12 protein-coding genes and 1 pseudogene are annotated in these 14733 nt (G+C 70.7%); 7 read left to right on the forward strand and 6 right to left on the reverse strand.

The window, feature by feature from the left end; all coding sequences use genetic code 11:
* Positions 1–168 precede the first annotated feature (168 nt).
* From ACIQ8J_RS17120 to ACIQ8J_RS17140, 5 genes and pseudogenes are all read left to right on the forward strand, one after another.
* Positions 169–555: pseudogene (locus ACIQ8J_RS17120) on the forward strand (transposase); the annotation flags it as partial.
* Between the two features lie 1049 nt (positions 556–1604).
* A complete protein-coding gene (locus ACIQ8J_RS17125) occupies positions 1605–2291 on the forward strand; it encodes a DUF2637 domain-containing protein (protein WP_403272557.1) in 687 nt (228 codons plus the stop codon).
* A gap of 221 nt (positions 2292–2512) precedes the next feature.
* The gene (locus ACIQ8J_RS17130) at positions 2513–4738 is read left to right on the forward strand and encodes an acetate--CoA ligase family protein (RefSeq protein ID WP_403272556.1); all 2226 of its coding nucleotides are present in this window, start codon (positions 2513–2515) and stop codon (positions 4736–4738) included.
* A gap of 51 nt (positions 4739–4789) precedes the next feature.
* On the forward strand, positions 4790–5650 hold the full coding sequence (locus ACIQ8J_RS17135) for an enoyl-CoA hydratase/isomerase family protein (protein WP_403272555.1): 861 nt from the start codon (positions 4790–4792) through the stop codon (positions 5648–5650).
* A 75-nt stretch (positions 5651–5725) separates the two neighbouring features.
* Positions 5726–6325 (forward strand): flavin reductase family protein, encoded by a 600-nt coding sequence (locus ACIQ8J_RS17140; RefSeq protein ID WP_403272569.1) that lies wholly within the window; start codon positions 5726–5728, stop codon positions 6323–6325.
* Between the two features lie 24 nt (positions 6326–6349).
* Here the strand turns inward: ACIQ8J_RS17140 and ACIQ8J_RS17145 are convergent, their stop codons facing one another.
* Both ACIQ8J_RS17145 and ACIQ8J_RS17150 read right to left on the reverse strand, forming a co-directional pair.
* On the reverse strand, positions 6350–6622 hold the full coding sequence (locus ACIQ8J_RS17145; protein ID WP_403272554.1) for a hypothetical protein: 273 nt from the start codon (positions 6620–6622) through the stop codon (positions 6350–6352).
* A gap of 516 nt (positions 6623–7138) precedes the next feature.
* Entirely contained in the window at positions 7139–8446 is a 1308-nt protein-coding gene (locus ACIQ8J_RS17150) for an MFS transporter (RefSeq protein WP_403272553.1), read from the reverse strand.
* A gap of 134 nt (positions 8447–8580) precedes the next feature.
* On the opposite strand from ACIQ8J_RS17150, the gene ACIQ8J_RS17155 reads away from it, so the two are divergent.
* Complete coding sequence (locus ACIQ8J_RS17155) at positions 8581–9570, forward strand: GlxA family transcriptional regulator (protein ID WP_403272552.1); 990 nt, start codon at positions 8581–8583, stop codon at positions 9568–9570.
* Positions 9571–9609: 39 nt separating this feature from the next.
* On the opposite strand, the gene ACIQ8J_RS17160 is transcribed toward ACIQ8J_RS17155, so the two are convergent.
* The 3 genes from ACIQ8J_RS17160 to ACIQ8J_RS17170 all read right to left on the reverse strand — a co-directional run bounded on the left by ACIQ8J_RS17160 (position 9610) and on the right by ACIQ8J_RS17170 (position 12899).
* On the reverse strand, positions 9610–10659 hold the full coding sequence (locus ACIQ8J_RS17160; protein ID WP_403272551.1) for a Zn-dependent alcohol dehydrogenase: 1050 nt from the start codon (positions 10657–10659) through the stop codon (positions 9610–9612).
* Positions 10656–11795 (reverse strand): acyl-CoA dehydrogenase family protein, encoded by a 1140-nt coding sequence (locus tag ACIQ8J_RS17165; protein ID WP_403272550.1) that lies wholly within the window; start codon positions 11793–11795, stop codon positions 10656–10658. Before ACIQ8J_RS17165 ends, ACIQ8J_RS17160 begins: the two co-directional genes overlap by 4 nt.
* Before the next feature lie 192 nt (positions 11796–11987).
* Positions 11988–12899 carry an SDR family oxidoreductase gene (locus tag ACIQ8J_RS17170; protein WP_403272549.1) on the reverse strand — a complete coding sequence of 304 codons (912 nt, stop codon included), beginning with the start codon at positions 12897–12899 and terminating at the stop codon, positions 11988–11990.
* Between the two features lie 87 nt (positions 12900–12986).
* On the opposite strand from ACIQ8J_RS17170, the gene ACIQ8J_RS17175 reads away from it, so the two are divergent.
* On the forward strand, positions 12987–13913 hold the full coding sequence (locus tag ACIQ8J_RS17175) for a cyclase family protein (RefSeq protein ID WP_403272548.1): 927 nt from the start codon (positions 12987–12989) through the stop codon (positions 13911–13913).
* Positions 13914–14156: 243 nt separating this feature from the next.
* On the opposite strand, the gene ACIQ8J_RS17180 is transcribed toward ACIQ8J_RS17175, so the two are convergent.
* Positions 14157–14678 (reverse strand): ATP-binding protein, encoded by a 522-nt coding sequence (locus ACIQ8J_RS17180; protein ID WP_403272547.1) that lies wholly within the window; start codon positions 14676–14678, stop codon positions 14157–14159.
* Between the last annotated feature and the right edge of the window lie 55 nt (positions 14679–14733).

Below are 14733 nucleotides of genomic sequence, written 5' to 3' on the forward strand. Positions count from 1 at the left end.
CGACGAGCTCGTGCGGGACATCGAGCATGGCAGGATACGGAACCAACGAAGCCCCCGGCGTCGATGTGATGAGTGGAATCACCACACCAACGACGGGGGCTTCGCCATGTCACATACCCCCTCGCCGACCTGCACCTTCACCCATAGGAGAGGGGATGAAAGAGGTTCAATGAGGTGCTCATCAAGGTGAACAGCCGGATGCACTGGCTGTGTTGGCCGGTAGACCAAGACGGCAACGTTCTCGACGTCCTCGACATCCTCGTGCAGAACAAGCACGACACGGGCGCGGCGAAGCGGTTCTTCCGTAAGCTCCTCAAGGACCTTGAGTACGTGCCGCGCGTGGTGGTGTCCGACAAGCTCCGCAGTTACGGTGCCGCGCACCGAGAAGTCATGCTCTTGGTCGAGCCCCGCAGTTCGAGGTACTTGAACAACCGGGCCGAGAACAGTCGCCAGCCGACCAGACAACGCGAACGCGCCATGAAGGGCTTCAGATCCGTCGGCGCGGTGCAGAAATTCCTGGACTCCTTCAGCCGCGTCTCCCCGCACCTCCGCCCCGGCTACCCTCAGCCACCTGAACAAGCCACGCTTCAGGGCAAGTTACGGCCTCGGCCTGCCCGGCCACACCCCAACCCCACCAACTCGACAGCTTCATTCCGTGCGTTGATCGACTAGACGGCGGTGGTCGCCACGTATGCAACCTGCTTATTTTGCCGCCGAATTGAAGGACAGGGACGAACTCGGTCCAGGCGATCTCCCGCAACCTCACGGTCGCCGGATACTCCCTGCCCACGGCTCCCCCGACCTCCAGGAACCGCTCCTCCGCGACGTCTTGGGCCAGCACCGCACATACGGGCTTGAACGCCTTCGAGATCTCGCCCCAGTCCTGCCGGGGGCGAACCCGGGAAGGCGAAGGCCTTGGCCGCTTGCGTCACCGGCGATGACGCGTGAACCCGGCCGATTGGCCAGGGCACTTGAGGGCACGAGGTCCCGGGACGGTGAGTGCCCCGGGACCCTTCGTGCACTTCCCTTGACCGCCTGGTTCAACGACCGGCCGCAGTCCTCGTCACCGTGCCCGTCAACGTCCAACGAGCCGAAACGGTACGCCAGTTGAAGCGGCCGGCCGTCGCGAGAGAGCGAGGCCCAAAAGCCCTCGGTAACACATGTAATAAATCTTCGGAATTTCATCAACCGTGCATTGTAATCCGATATACGGGAGGGCCCCACCGGCCAATATTCCCCCGAATGTACGACGCCCCGCATAGCGTGATGCTCGTTAGGCGATCGTGACTTTGAAGGAAAAGAATGCAGAAAAGGCTCGCCCGTTCCTCTCGCACCTGGACGTCTCCAGGGAGCCGGGGCAGCGGCTCCCCTCCTCGGCCGATAATGCCGCTACGGAAAGCAGTACCGTCCTGCTTGAGTCGGTCGGCGGAAGGGCGGGCTTCACGCACTGCGCAGACCTGCTTGAGGACTTCCTCGCAACCATCAGCCGGCTGGAGAGTGAATACCTACGGGCTGCGGCGGAGGGATGGTAGGCCGAAGGCTCGCACTCTGGATGAAACATCCCAGACCCCGCGCGGAGAAGCCAAGGACGGAAGGGATTCAGGATGAGGACCGACTATGATGCGGTAGACCAATACCCTGATTACACTCAGCCAATTGACGTGCAGCACATGTGGCGCGCGGCTGATCCGGAGACCCCGTCTGAAGCATGGGATCCGGACGAAGAACTGGCCCGGATCCTGCAGCCGAGCTACAGCGCGGATCCTACGCCTCCCCCATTGGGGGGCGAAAGGCACTCGCGCCGCCCGGTGAACCGGCGGCGGCCTCGGACAGGGTTTCACGTCCTTGCCGGAAAACGGAGGATCATCGCTGTCGCGATCCTGATCGCAATAATCACCATCTGCGCAGTGACGATACTGACCTGGTCCATCTCCTATTCGTACGATCAGCTTCGTACCATTGCGCTGCTTGGGGCGTCGCCGCAGCTGGCGCAATGGTGGCCACTGACCGTGTACGGGCCGTGGCTGCTGGCGGGTCTGTCCATCCTGCGGGCATCCGTTCAGCACCGAACTGCTCGGCGGTCCTGGGCCGTGATGCTGATCTCCTCCGGCACGGCGGTGGCTCTGTGTATCGGCCAAGCACCGCATTCGTTTTTCGCGATGGTAGTCGTCGGAATCCCGCCGATTACCGCCCTGGTCTGTTTCCGTGAACTCGTCGGCCAGTTCTCGCCCCGGCCCGGCCCTCGGCACGCTTCCGACACGGTGCACGGGTCCAAGAAAGCAAGGCCGTAGGTTGCCCGAAGGATCCGGACGCCTTCCGTTGGAGCGGTGCACGACTTGCCGCTCGCGGCGGTGGCAGCCGCGTACCCTGAGACACCCCCGCACCCCCGCAAGGCCAGGCTTTGCCCGCACGGCGGTTCCTGACTGGTCGTCAGGTCTGTAATCTGACTAAGCGTCAGCTACCACGCGCACGGCTCAGCCATGTTGGCCATCGACCAGGAGCGGGCGGAACGATGCTTGGATCGACTCACGGCACCCTCACGACCGACTTCCGCGCGCGGGTGGTCGCCTGCGGCGAGCAGCCCGGACCCGGCGCCGTTCACAGCAGAGCGGCGGGCGAGGGCGACCTCGACGTCAGCGGGCGCCCGCTGTACGCCGACGTGCCGGACCTGGACAAGTTCTTCCGGCCCGAGTCCGTTGCCGTCGTCGGGGCATCCGATACCGAAGGGCGCCCCAACACCGGCATCACCCGCCAGCTCGTCGCCTGGGCGGAACGGGTCGGCGCCCGGCTCCACCCCGTGCACCCCACCCGGGATTCGGTCTTCGGTCTGCCCTGCGCTCCTTCCGTCTCCGACCTGCCGGAACAGATCGATCTGGCCGTGCTTCTCGTCGGCGATCCGCTCCCTCTCGTAGAGGAACTCGCCGAGGCCAAGGTCAAGTTCGCCGTCGCCTTCGCGTCCGGTTTCGCCGAGACCGGCGAGGCGGGCGCCGCCGCGCAGGCCCGGCTCGCGGCCGCCGTGCGGCGCTCCGGGATGCGGCTGCTCGGGCCCAACACCAACCTCAACGCGTTCGAGAGGTTCCGGGACGATCTGGACGGGCCGGCCATCGCCCTCATCACCCAGTCCGGGCACCAGGGCCGCCCTGTGTTCACCTTGCAGGAGCTCGGCGTACGGCTCTCCCACTGGGCGCCCACCGGCAACGAGGCCGACCTCGAAACCGCCGATTTCATTTCCTACTTCGCCGAGCGGCCCGAGGTGGGAGCCATCGCCTGCTACGTCGAAGGGCTCAAGGACGGGCGCTCCTTTCTGCTCGCGGCCGACCGGGCGGCGCGGGCGGGTGTTCCGGTGGTGGCGGTCAAGGTGGGGCGGACCGAGGCGGGGGCGCGGATGGCCGCGTCACACACCGGCAAGCTGACCGGTGCCGACGACGTGGTGGACGCCGCCATGCGCCAGTACGGCGTGATCCGCGTCGACGGGCTCGATGAACTCCAGGACACCGCGGCCCTGTTGGCGCGGGCCCGCAAGCCGGTCGCCGACGGCGTCGTCGTGTATTCGATATCGGGCGGCACCGGCGCGCACTTCTCGGACCTGGCGACCGCCGCCGGGCTCCACCTGCCCACCCTCTCCGCCGCCAAGCAGGCCCAGCTCCACGAGTGGATACCGGCGTACCTGAACGTCGCCAACCCCGTCGACAACGGCGGGCATCCGGTCGGCGACTGGCGCGGCCGGAAGATCATCGACGCGATCCTGGACGACCCCTCCGTGGGCGTGCTCATCTGCCCGATCACCGGGCCCTTCCCGCCCATGAGCGACAAGCTGGCGCAGGATCTGGTGGACGCGGCGGAACAGACGGACAAGCTGGTGTGCGTGGTGTGGGGCTCGCCGCTCGGCACCGAGGCCGCCTACCGCGAGACGCTGCTCGGCTCGGACCGGGTCGCCACGTTCCGTACGTTCGCCAACTGCATCGGCGCCGTACGGGCGTACCTCTCGCACCACCGCTTCACCACCGGCTACCGCTCCGCCTTCGACGAGGCGCCGCGCGTGCCCTCCCCCTCGTTCCGCAAGGCGCAGGCGCTGATGCGTCCGGGCCAGCAGCTCAGCGAGCACGCGGCGAAGCAACTGCTGCGGGCGTACGGGATCCGGGTGCCGCGGGAGCAGCTGGTCACGAGCGCGGCGGCGGCGGTGCGGGCGGCGGGGCTCGTCGGCTACCCCGTCGTCATGAAGGCCTCCGGCGCGCGCCTCGCCCACAAGACCGAACTCGGCCTGGTCAAAGTCCAGTTGACGTCGGCAAGCCAGGTACGGGACGCCTATCGCGAGCTCACCGACATCGCCCATTACGAAGGCGTCGACCTCGACGGCATCCTGGTCTGCCAGATGGTCGAGCGCGGGGTCGAGATGGTCGTCGGCGTCACGCACGACGCGCTGTTCGGGCCCACCGTGACCGTCGGGCTCGGCGGCGTACTGGTGGAGGTGCTCGGCGACTCGGCCGTCCGCGTCCCGCCGTTCGGCGAGGAGCAGGCGCGGGACATGCTCGGCGAGCTCCGGGGGCGGGCGCTCCTCGAAGGCGTACGCGGGGGGCCGCCGGTGGACGTGGACGCGCTGGTCGAGGTCGTCCTGCGCGTCCAGCGGATGGCGCTCGAACTGGGCGACGAGCTGTCCGAGCTGGACATCAACCCGCTGATGGTGCTGCCCCGCGGGCAGGGCGCGGTCGCGCTGGACGCGCTGGCCATCTGCCGCTGATCCGTGCCGTAACCCCGCCATACCTCCACCCCTCCCCGTTCGGAGCCGCTCATGGACCCGTCGCGTTCAACGGACTCGTTGGAATCACTGGACCCGTCGCATTCATCGGACCCGTCGCATTCATTGGTACTGCACGCCACTGACAACGGCGTCTCGTGGATCACGCTCAACCGCCCAGAAGCCATGAACGCCGTCACCTGGGACCAGCGGGAACGGGTCATTTCGCTGCTCGGCGCGGCCTCCGCCGACCCGGCCGTACGGGCGGTCGTGATCACCGCCACCGGCAAGGGGTTCTGCGCCGGAGCCGATCTGCGCGGGGCGCCCGCGACCGCGAACGGCGGCGAGCGGGTCGCGGGCGATGTCGCCCGCACCATCCGCCAGGGCGCCCAGCGGCTCGTCGCGGCCGTACTGGACTGTGAGAAGCCCGTGATCGCGGCGGTGAACGGCACCGCGGCCGGACTCGGCGCCCACCTCGCGCTCGCCTGCGATCTGGTCCTGGCCGCGGAATCGGCCACGTTCATCGAGGTGTTCGTCCGCAGAGGGCTGGTGCCGGACGGGGGCGGCGCCTACCTGTTGCCCCGCCTCGTCGGGCCGCAGCGGGCGAAGGAGCTGATGTTCTTCGGGGACACGCTGCGGGCGGCCGACGCCGAGCGCATGGGCCTGGTCAACCGCGTCGTCGCGGACGCCGAACTCGCCGCCACCGCGCGGCAGTGGGCCGAACGCCTCGCCGCCGGACCGACCCGGGCCCTCGCCCTCACCAAGCACCTGGTGAACGCCTCCCTGGACACCGACCGCACGGCCGCCTTCGCCGCCGAGGCCTGGGCCCAGGAGATCAACATGACCACCCAGGACGCGAACGAGGGCGTGGCCAGCTTCGTGGAGCGCCGCACCCCGAAATACCGGGGTTTGTAGAGCTCAAGGCGGGCACAGGGCTTCCTATCTGACGAGGCGTCAGTTTCAATGGCTGATGTGATGGGACACGCAGGGATGGCGGCCACCGTCGTCCGATACCTCAGGTCCGTCGGCGCCGCCACGGCCGCCGAGCCCGTCGAGTACCTGCCCCGGCCGGACCTCCGGGCCGTACGGGACGACGAGCGGGCGCCGGTCGATCCGGCTGAATTCCGGCGGGTGCTCGGCCAGTTCGCCAGCGGGGTCACCGTCATCACCGCGCGGGACGCGGCCGGGCCCGCCGGGTTCGCCTGCCAGTCCTTCGCGTCGCTCTCGCTCGACCCGCCGCTGGTCGCCTTCATGGTGGCGCGTACGTCGACGACCTGGCCGCGCATCGCCCGCGCCGGGGTGTTCTGCGTCAACGTCCTCGGGGCCGAACAGGGCGCGCTGTGCCGGGGGTTCGCGGTCAGCGGGGCCGACAAGTTCGCCGGGGTCGACCACGAACCGGCGCCCGCCACCGGCTCGCCCCGGCTCGCCGGCGTACCGGCGTGGATCGACTGCCGGATCCAGAACGTGCACACCGGCGGGGACCACCTCATCGTGGTCGGCCGCGTCGAGGCGCTCGGCTGCGCGGACGAGGGCGAGCCGCTCCTCTTCCACCGGGGTCGGTTCGGGCGGTTCGGACGGTTCAGCGGCTGAGCCCGCCCGCGCGCCCGGCCCCGCTCACCAGGACTCCGCCGTGATGAGGCCCCCGCTGCGGGTCTCCACGCGCAGCGTGCCCTTGTCGTCGTACGCCTCGTGCCGCCAGTCGGCGAAGACCTCGGCCACCCTGCGGCCGTCCGCGTCGCTTCCGCCCACCGGAACGAAGTTGACCGTCACCACCGCTTCCTCGGTCTCGCCCTGCTTGCGGATCCGTACCGCCGCCACCGCCGGCCACATCCCGTCGTCGGCCTTGGTGAGGTGCTGGGCGTAGTAGCCGGTGAACTCCCGCGTCATGTCGAACCACCCGGCGGGTAGGCAGGGCTTGGCCGTGCCACCGGGGTCGGCATCGGTGGGCGGGCCGGGGGTGCCGGTGTCTGCATCGTTGGGCGGACCAGGGGTGCCCGCGTCCGCATCCGTAGGAGGGCCGGGGTTCCCGGTGTCCGCATCCGCATCCGTAGGAGGGCCGGGGTTCCCGGTGTCCGCATCCGTAGGAGGCCCCGGATTCCCCGCATCCGCGCCCCCATCCGTCGGCGGGCCCGGCGTCCCCGCCTCGTCCTCCGTCGCCGGGCCCGCGCCTCCCGGACCCTCGCCCGTCGTCTCGTCCGCGCAGGGCCTAGACGCCGCGGCGGGCGGTTTCGGCGGGGCGACGGCCGCCGGGTCTGCCGGGTGGGCCGTCCCGCAGGCCGTCACCGCGGTGCACAGCAGGGCCCCCGCCAGCACCGCGCCCCGCGTCCTTCTCGGCTTCATGACGTCGTTCCCCCCTCGGCTCCCCCACGGAGAAACGGTCGTTCCCCGCACGAGAACAGGGGATCACACCGCCAGCGGTTGACCGCGAGGGCCTCGGCGGCGGATGACCAGGGCCATCAGCGCGGCGGCCGCGCACAGTGCGCCCGAGGCGTACCAGACCACGTCGTACGAGCCGAACACGTCCCGCGCCACCCCGCCGAGGAAGGCGATGACGGCCGCCCCCACCTGGTGCGATGCGAGCACCCAGCCGAACACGATCGCGCTGTCCTCGCCGTAGTGCTCGCGGCACAGCGCGATGGTCGGCGGCACCGTGGCCACCCAGTCGAGTCCGTAGAAGATGATGAAGAACAGCATCGGGGGGTGGACGGCGGGCGCGAGCAGCATCGGCAGGAACAGCAGCGAGATGCCGCGCAGGGCGTAGTACGTCGCCAGGAGGCGGCGGGATTCGAAGCGGTCGGTGAGCCAGCCGGAGAAGATCGTGCCGGCCACGTCGAAGACGCCGATCACCGCGAGGAGCCCCGCGGCCGTCGTGACCGGCATGCCGTGGTCGTGGGCGGCCGGTACGAAGTGCGTCTGGACCAGGCCGTTGGTGGAGGCGCCGCAGATCGCGAAGGTGCCGGCGAGCAGCCAGAACGGTCCGGTGCGGGCGGCCCTCACCAGGACGGACAGGGTGCGGCGGGCCGCGCCCGTGACGGGGGCGGGCTTCGGCACGTACTCGCTCGCCCCGTACGGCGCGAGCCCCACGTCCGCCGGGTGGTCGCGCAGGAGCAGCCACACGAACGGGACGACGGCGAGCGCGGCCAGCGTCACGGTGATGGCGGCCGGGCGCCAGCCGTGCGCCTCGACCATCCAGGACAGCAGCGGCAGGAAGATCAGCTGGCCGGACGCGGAGGCGGCGGTGAGGATGCCGGTGACCAGGCCGCGGCGCTCGGTGAACCAGCGATTGGTGACCGTCGCGGCGAAGGCGAGCGCCATCGAGCCGCTGCCGAGACCGACCAACAGCCCCCAGTACAGGACGAGTTGCCAGGCCGCGTGCATGAAGACGGTGAGGCCCGAGCCGACCGCGATCACCGTCAGGGCGACCGCGACGACCTTGCGGATGCCGAAGCGGTCCATCAGGGCGGCGGCGAAGGGCGCGGTCAGGCCGTAGAGCGCGAGGTTCACCGAGACCGCGGCGCCGATCGTGCCGCGCGACCAGTTGAACTCCTGGTGCAGCGGATCGATCAGCAGTCCGGGCAACGACCGGAAGGCTGCGGCCCCGATGATCGTGACGAAGGTGACGGCCGCCACGAACCACGCGCGGTGGATCCTGGGCTCGGCCTTCCGGAGCGGCGCGGGCTCCACCTGGGGGCTGTCGGTTGTCTGGGTCACGTCACCCAGCTTCGCGGTACGCTCCGTACGGTACGAGTGGCCGAAAGGACACCCTTCGCAGGGATCGGGCCACGGCGGCCTTCCGTACAGCGAGGTGCGGCATCGAGGTGCGACGACAGAGGAGTGAGCAGCGCATGAGCCTTCCACCCGCCCGGCACCGGGTCGTGGTCCTCGCGCTGGACGGGCTGCTGCCCTTCGAACTCGGCATCCCGCAGCGGCTGTTCGGTCGCGCGGTCGACGCGGACCGCAGGCCGCTGTACGAGGTGGTGACGTGCTCGGTGCGGCCGCCGGGGCCGGTGCGTACCGACGCGGACTTCTCGATCCTGGTCGAGAACGGCCCCGAGACACTGGCCACCGCCGACACGGTCGTGATCCCGGCCTCCTACGAGCTCGGCCCGGTCTTCGAGGAGGGCGTGCTCACCCCCGAGCTGGCCGCCGCGCTCGCCTTCGTACGCCCCGGCACCCGCATGGTGTCGATCTGCACGGGGGGTTACGTGCTGGCCGCGGCGGGACGTCTCGACGGGCGCCCGGCCACCACGCACTGGGCCTCCGCCGACCACTTCCAGCGCCTGTTCCCGGCCGTCGAGGTGGACCCGGACGTCCTGTTCATCGACGACGGCGACGTGCTGACCTCGGCGGGGGTCGCCGCCGGGATCGACCTGTGCCTGCACATCGTGCGGCGCGACCACGGCGCGGCCGTCGCCAACGACGTGGCCCGGCGCACGGTCGTCCCCCCGCATCGGTCCGGCGGCCAGGCCCAGTTCATCCAACGCCCGCTCCCCGAGCCGCAGTTGGCGACGACGGCGTCCGCGCGGGCCTGGGCCCTCGGCCGGCTGCGCGAGCCGATCCAGTTGCGGGACATGGCGGAACGGGAGTCGATGTCGGTCCGCACCTTCACCCGCCGCTTCCGCGAGGAGGTCGGGCTGAGCCCCGGCCGGTGGCTCACCCAGCAGCGCGTGGAGCACGCCCGCCATCTGCTGGAGTCCACCGGCCTGTCGGTGGACTCCATAGCCCGCGACTCGGGATTCGGTACGGCGACATCGCTGCGCCAGCACTTTCAGGCGGCTCTGGGCGTCCCGCCGACGGTCTACCGCCGTACGTTCCGCGCGGGCGCGACGGGCTGAGGCGGAGGGGGTGCTCGGCGGTCAGGAACCCCGGCGGTCTCAGAAGGTGAGCACCCCCCGGGCCACCCGCCCGTGGTGCAGATCGTCCGCCGCCTTCGTGAAGTCCTCGACCGGGTACGTCTTGGTGACGAGCTCGTCCAGGAGCAGAGTGCCCTTGCGGTACAGGTCGGCGTAGCGCGGGATGTCGCGCTGGGGGCGGGAACTGCCGTACCGGCAGCCCAGGATGGACTTGTCCAGGAACAGGGCGGCCGGCAGGAAGGACGCCTCGGCCGTGGGGGCGGTCATGCCGAGCAGGATCGCCTGGCCGTGCCGGTCCAGGAGGTCGACGGCCGCGCGGACCAGGCCCGCCTGGCCCACGCATTCGAAGGCGTGGTCGGCGCCGGTCGGCAGGATGTCGCGGACGCCGTCCGTCGAGGCGAGGAAGTGCGTCGCGCCGAACCGGCGGGCCGCCGCCTCCTTCGCCGGGTTGTTGTCCACCGCGACGATCACGGACGCGCCCGCGATCCTGGCACCCTGGATGACGTTGAGGCCGATGCCTCCGGTGCCGATGACGACCACCGATTCGCCCAGGTCGACCTTGGCCCGGTTCAGGACCGCGCCCACGCCCGTCAGGACCCCACAGCCGATCAGCGCCGCCGACGTCAGCGGAATGTCCTGCGGGATCTTCACCGCCTGAACGGCCTTGACCAGGGTGCGTTCCGCGAAGGCCGAGTTGGAGGCGAACTGGTGGAGCGGGGAGCCGCCCCGGGAGAACGGACGGCCCGGCCTGCCGATCGCCTTGCGGCACATCGTCGGCCGGCCCCGGTCGCACTCCGCGCACGCCCCGCAGTTGGCGAGGGTGGACAGCGCGACGTGATCCCCCGCCGCCACGTGGCCGACCCCGGCGCCCACCGCCTCCACCACGCCCGCGCCCTCGTGGCCGAGGACCACCGGCACCGGGAACGGGATCGTCCCGTCGATGACCGACAGGTCGGAGTGGCAGAGCCCGGCGGCCGCGACGGCCACCAGGACCTCCCCCGGCCCCGGATCCCGTATCTCCAGGTCATCGACGACCTCGGTCCGCTTCCCGTCGAACAGGACACCTCTCACGGAACCCAAACCTCCCTCGGCAGGCCGAGCACCCGCTCGGCGATGATGGTGCGCTGGATCTCGTCCGAGCCGCCGTAGATCGTGTCGGCCCTGCTGAACAGGAACAGGTGCTGGAGCGGGTCGAGTCGGTAGGGCTCGGACTCGTCCCAGTCGTACGGTCCGACGGTGGCCGCCGCCCCCCGGACCGCCATCGCCAGCTCGCCGAGGCGCTGGTGCCAGCCGCCCCACAGCAGCTTGGCCACGCTCGGCGCGCCCGCGTCCGCCGAACTCCCCAGCGTGCGCAGGGCGTTCCACCGCATGGTCTTGAGCTCCGACCACTGCCGTACGAGCCGGTCCCGTACGGCCGGGTCGGCTGCCGAGCCGTTGGACACGGCGAGCGCCGCCACGCGCTCCAACTCGCCTGCGAATCCGATCTGTTGGGCCAGCGTGGACACTCCGCGCTCCAGGGCGAGCAGGCTCATCGCCACCTGCCAGCCGTTGCCCTCGCCGCCTACCACGTGCTCGGCGCGGGCCTGCGCCCCGTCGAAGAAGACCTCGTTGAACTCGCTGGTGCCGGTCAGCTGCCGGATCGGGCGGACCTCGATCCTGCCCGGCTGGTCCATGGGTACGAGGAGGAAGGAGAGGCCGTGGTGGCGCCGGGAGCCGTCTTCGGTGCGGGCGAGCACGAAGCACCAGTCCGCCTCGCGGGCGAGGGAGGTCCAGATCTTCTGGCCCGTGATGCGGTACGTGTCGCCTTCGCGGCGGGCGGTGGTGCGGATGCCCGCCAGGTCCGAGCCCGCGCCGGGCTCGCTGTAGCCCTGGCACCAGAGCTCCTCGCCTCGGGCGATCTCCGGGAGGAAGCGGGTCTTCTGCGTCTCGGTGCCGCGGGCGAGGAGGGTGGGGGCCAGGAGGTTTTCGCCTATGTGGCCCGTGCGGGGCGGGGCGGCGGCGCGGGCGTACTCCTCGGCCCAGACGATCTGCTGGGGGAGGGTGGCTGTGCGGTTGCCGTACGCGGGCTCCGGCCATCCGATCCCGATCCAGCCGGCTCGCCCCAACGTCCGTTCCCAGTCCGGGGGTTGGGCTTTGGCGTGTTCGGCGAGCCAGGCTCGGGCGTCCTGGCGGAAGGTCTCGTCCTCGGGGCCGAAGCTGAAGTCCACGGTGCCTCCTGTCAGAGAGTTTTCCCCCACCCCGCCCCTTCCCGAGACCCTCCGGGGGTGGGGGTGGGGAGGGTGAGTTTCCCAGGGCTCCGCCCCGGACCCCAGGCGGGGGCTCCGCCCCCCCTGCACCCCCGCTCCGGGGACTTCACCCCTGGTTCGGGAAGGGGCGGGGCGGGGCGGGGCGGGGAACAGTTACGCGTTCGGGCGGGAGCCCGACTCCGCCGCTCTCGCCATCTCCTCCAGCCGCGCCAGCATCGGCATCGGATCCACCCCCACCGTCCCCGGCAGGAAGTCGGCGATCCGTTCCGGGGTCCACGCCCCCTCCGCGTACCCCGCGCGCAGCTCCCGCGGCTGGGCCCAGACCGCGATCTTGGGGCCCGCGATCGTGTACACCTGGCCGGTGATCCCCTCCGTGCGGGCCCGCTCGGACAGGAGGTAGACCACCAGCGCCGCCACGTCCTCCGGCGAGCCGATCTCCTTCAGTTCCATCGGTACGTTCGCCGACATGCGGGTACGGGCGACCGGCGCGACCGCGTTCGCCGTCACCCCGTACTTGTGCAGGCCCAGCGCCGCGCTGCGTACCAGCGAGATGATCCCGCCCTTGGCCGCGCTGTAGTTGGCCTGGGCGACGCTGCCCTGGTGGTTGCCGCTGGTGAAGCCGATCAGGGTTCCGCAACCCTGCTTGCGCATCACCGCCGAAGCCGCGCGGAACACCGTGAAGGTGCCCTTCAGGTGGGTGGCGACCACCGGATCCCACTCCTCCTCGGACATGTTGAACAGCATGCGTTCGCGCAGGATGCCCGCGACGCACACCACCCCGTCGATCCGCCCGTACTGGGCCAGCGCCGTGTCCACGATGCGCTGGCCGCCCGCCATCGTCGAGATGTCGTCGGCGACCGCCACCGCCCGGCCGCCCGCCGCCACGATCTCCTTCACCACCGCGTCGGCGATCTCGCTGCTGGGCTCGCCGCCCTCGATCGAGACGCCGTAGTCGTTGACGACGACCCTGGCTCCCTCGGCGGCCGCGGCCAGTGCGACGGCCCGGCCGATGCCCCGGCCGGCCCCCGTCACTGCGACGACCCTGCCTGCCAAGAAGTTCCCCACGTCCGGCCCCTTCCCGCGGTTTCTGACGGACCGTTAGATTCTATGACCCGTCGGATGCTCCACCACAAGCCCCCGGGAGGGACTCGTATGTCACTGCCGCCCGAGTTCCACGAGATCGCCAAACGCGTTAACAACTGGGGTCGTTGGGGCCCCGATGACCAGATCGGGACGCTCAATCACATCAGCGACCACGTGGTGCGGGAGGCCGCGGCCACGGTCCGCACCGGTCGGCGCGTACCGCTCGCCCTGCCGCTCCAGCAGGACGGCGTCCAGACCGGGGTCATCCCCGGGCGGATCAATCCGCTGCACACCATGGTCCAGATCAACCAGGAGATCTTCGGCCCCGGCACGGTCGCGTGCAGCGACGACGCGGTGACCTTCGGGCTCCAGGCCGCCACCCACTGGGACGCCCTGACCCACGTCTCGCACTCGGGCAGGCTCTACAACGGCCGGCCCGCCGCCACCATCACCCCGCACGGCGGCGCCGAGTTCAGCGGCATCGACAAGCTCGGGCACATCGTCTCGCGCGGGGTGCTGCTCGACGTGGCCCGCGCCCGGGGGGTGGACCGGCTCGACGGGGGGCACGCCGTCACGCCCGAAGACCTCGACGCCGCCGAGGAGTTGGCTGGGCTGACCGTGCGCGCCGGGGACATCGTGCTCGTACGGACCGGGCAGATGCGGGTCTATCTGGCCGGGGACAAGCACGGCTACGGGTACCCGTCGCCGGGGCTCTCCGTCCGTACGCCCGAGTGGTTCCACGCGCGGGACGTCGCCGCCGTCGCCAACGACACCCTCACCTTCGAGATCTTCCCGCCCGAGATCGAGGACCTCTGGCTGCCGGTGCACGCGCTGGATCTCGTGGAGATGGGGATGCTTCAGGGGCAGAACTGGAATCTGGAGGCGCTGTCCGTGGCGTGCGCGGAGGTGTCGCGGTACGAGTTCCTCTTGAGCGCGATGCCGGAGCCGTTCGTGGGGGCTACCGGGAGCCCCGTCGCGCCGGTGGCCGTGCTGTAGGGGGCGTGCCGCTCACGTTCCACGGGTGGCGGCGCCGCATAGTCGTCGCCGCCACCCCGGCATCGGCGTGCCGGCGGCTCCTCGGGTGCCCTGGGAGGAGTCTCGCCCGGTGGAGCTGACGCCGTGCCACGACCCGCACTCGCCAAGGCCGTGCAGGGCCTCGGCGTCCCCTCGCGACGAATCGCTCATTCCAGGGTGATCAGGGCGACACGGCGCGTCAACACCTACCGAGCGCCTTGCCGCTTATGCCGTATTTGTGACGGCGCGCTGGGGTTCGTACGCCCCGTTCTCGTACGCCCCATTCGTGCGCCCCGTACGCTCCTTGCGCCCCGAGTGCCTCGAATGCTCCGGGACGGATGTCGGCTCGGGCACGTCGCGGTCCACCTCGCACCAGATGGACTTGCCCGCGCCCTCGGCCTGCCAGCCCCAGCGGTCGGCGAGGCCGTCGACCAGTTCGAGGCCGCGGCCGTTGGTGTCGTCACCCTCCGCGTGCCGGGGCTTGGGCGGACAGCAGCTGGTGTCGGCCACCTCGACGCGCACGGTGCCGCCCTCGGCCGCGCCGAGCAGCATCCGCAGCACGGCCGGACAGCCCGTGTGCACCACGGCGTTGGTGACGAGCTCCGAGATCAGCAGGATCAACGTCTCGGCCAGCGGCTCGTCCAGCCCTATGCCGGAGCCCACCAGCCGTGAGCGGGCCCACCTTCGGGCCCGGCCCACCTCGGCGGGATCGGGACCGACCTCCAACTGAACCTGAAGCACCTGCACCGTTCACACCATCCGAACCGGCGGACACATCGCCTCGCGCCTCACAGGGACCGCA

The organism is Streptomyces sp. NPDC094147, from assembly GCF_044764265.1.
Taxonomy (GTDB): Bacteria; Actinomycetota; Actinomycetes; order Streptomycetales; family Streptomycetaceae; genus Streptomyces.

Coding starts and splice junctions, on each gene's coding strand:
- ACIQ8J_RS17125 (WP_403272557.1), top strand. CDS start 1,605: ATGAGGACCGACTATGATGCGGTAGACCAATACCCTGATTACACTCAG.
- ACIQ8J_RS17130 (WP_403272556.1), top strand. CDS start 2,513: ATGCTTGGATCGACTCACGGCACCCTCACGACCGACTTCCGCGCGCGG.
- ACIQ8J_RS17135 (WP_403272555.1), top strand. CDS start 4,790: ATGGACCCGTCGCGTTCAACGGACTCGTTGGAATCACTGGACCCGTCG.
- ACIQ8J_RS17140 (WP_403272569.1), top strand. CDS start 5,726: ATGGCGGCCACCGTCGTCCGATACCTCAGGTCCGTCGGCGCCGCCACG.
- ACIQ8J_RS17145 (WP_403272554.1), bottom strand. CDS start 6,622: ATGACGCGGGAGTTCACCGGCTACTACGCCCAGCACCTCACCAAGGCC.
- ACIQ8J_RS17155 (WP_403272552.1), top strand. CDS start 8,581: ATGAGCCTTCCACCCGCCCGGCACCGGGTCGTGGTCCTCGCGCTGGAC.
- ACIQ8J_RS17175 (WP_403272548.1), top strand. CDS start 12,987: ATGTCACTGCCGCCCGAGTTCCACGAGATCGCCAAACGCGTTAACAAC.